Source organism: Micrococcus sp. GbtcB5 (genome assembly GCF_019091605.1).
Lineage (GTDB): Bacteria > Actinomycetota > Actinomycetes > Actinomycetales > Micrococcaceae > Micrococcus > Micrococcus luteus.
In genome coordinates this window covers 1-212 of sequence record NZ_JAGXJK010000680.1, presented here as the reverse complement: position 1 = coordinate 212, position 212 = coordinate 1, and the positions used below count along the sequence as shown (strand labels likewise).

Sequence of the window (212 nt, the reverse complement as noted above, 5' to 3'; positions counted from 1 at the left end):
GACAACGGGAACAACTATCGGGCTGCGGACTTCACCGCGAAGGTGGTCTCGCTCGGGGGCCGGCATCACCGGATCCGACCCTACACCCCGCGCCATAACGGGAAGGTCGAGCGGTACAACCGGCTGATGGTCGATGAGGTCCTCTACGCCCGCCCCTACACCTCAGAGCAAGCTCGGCGTGAGGCCCTGGCGGTGTGGGTGAACCACTACAA

Annotated in this window: 1 protein-coding gene; it reads left to right on the top strand. The window is 64.6% G+C overall.

Annotated elements, in window-relative coordinates:
- On the top strand, positions 1 to 212 hold a 212-nt coding region (locus tag KVS67_RS13950; protein ID WP_217565632.1), incomplete at both ends, for an integrase core domain-containing protein.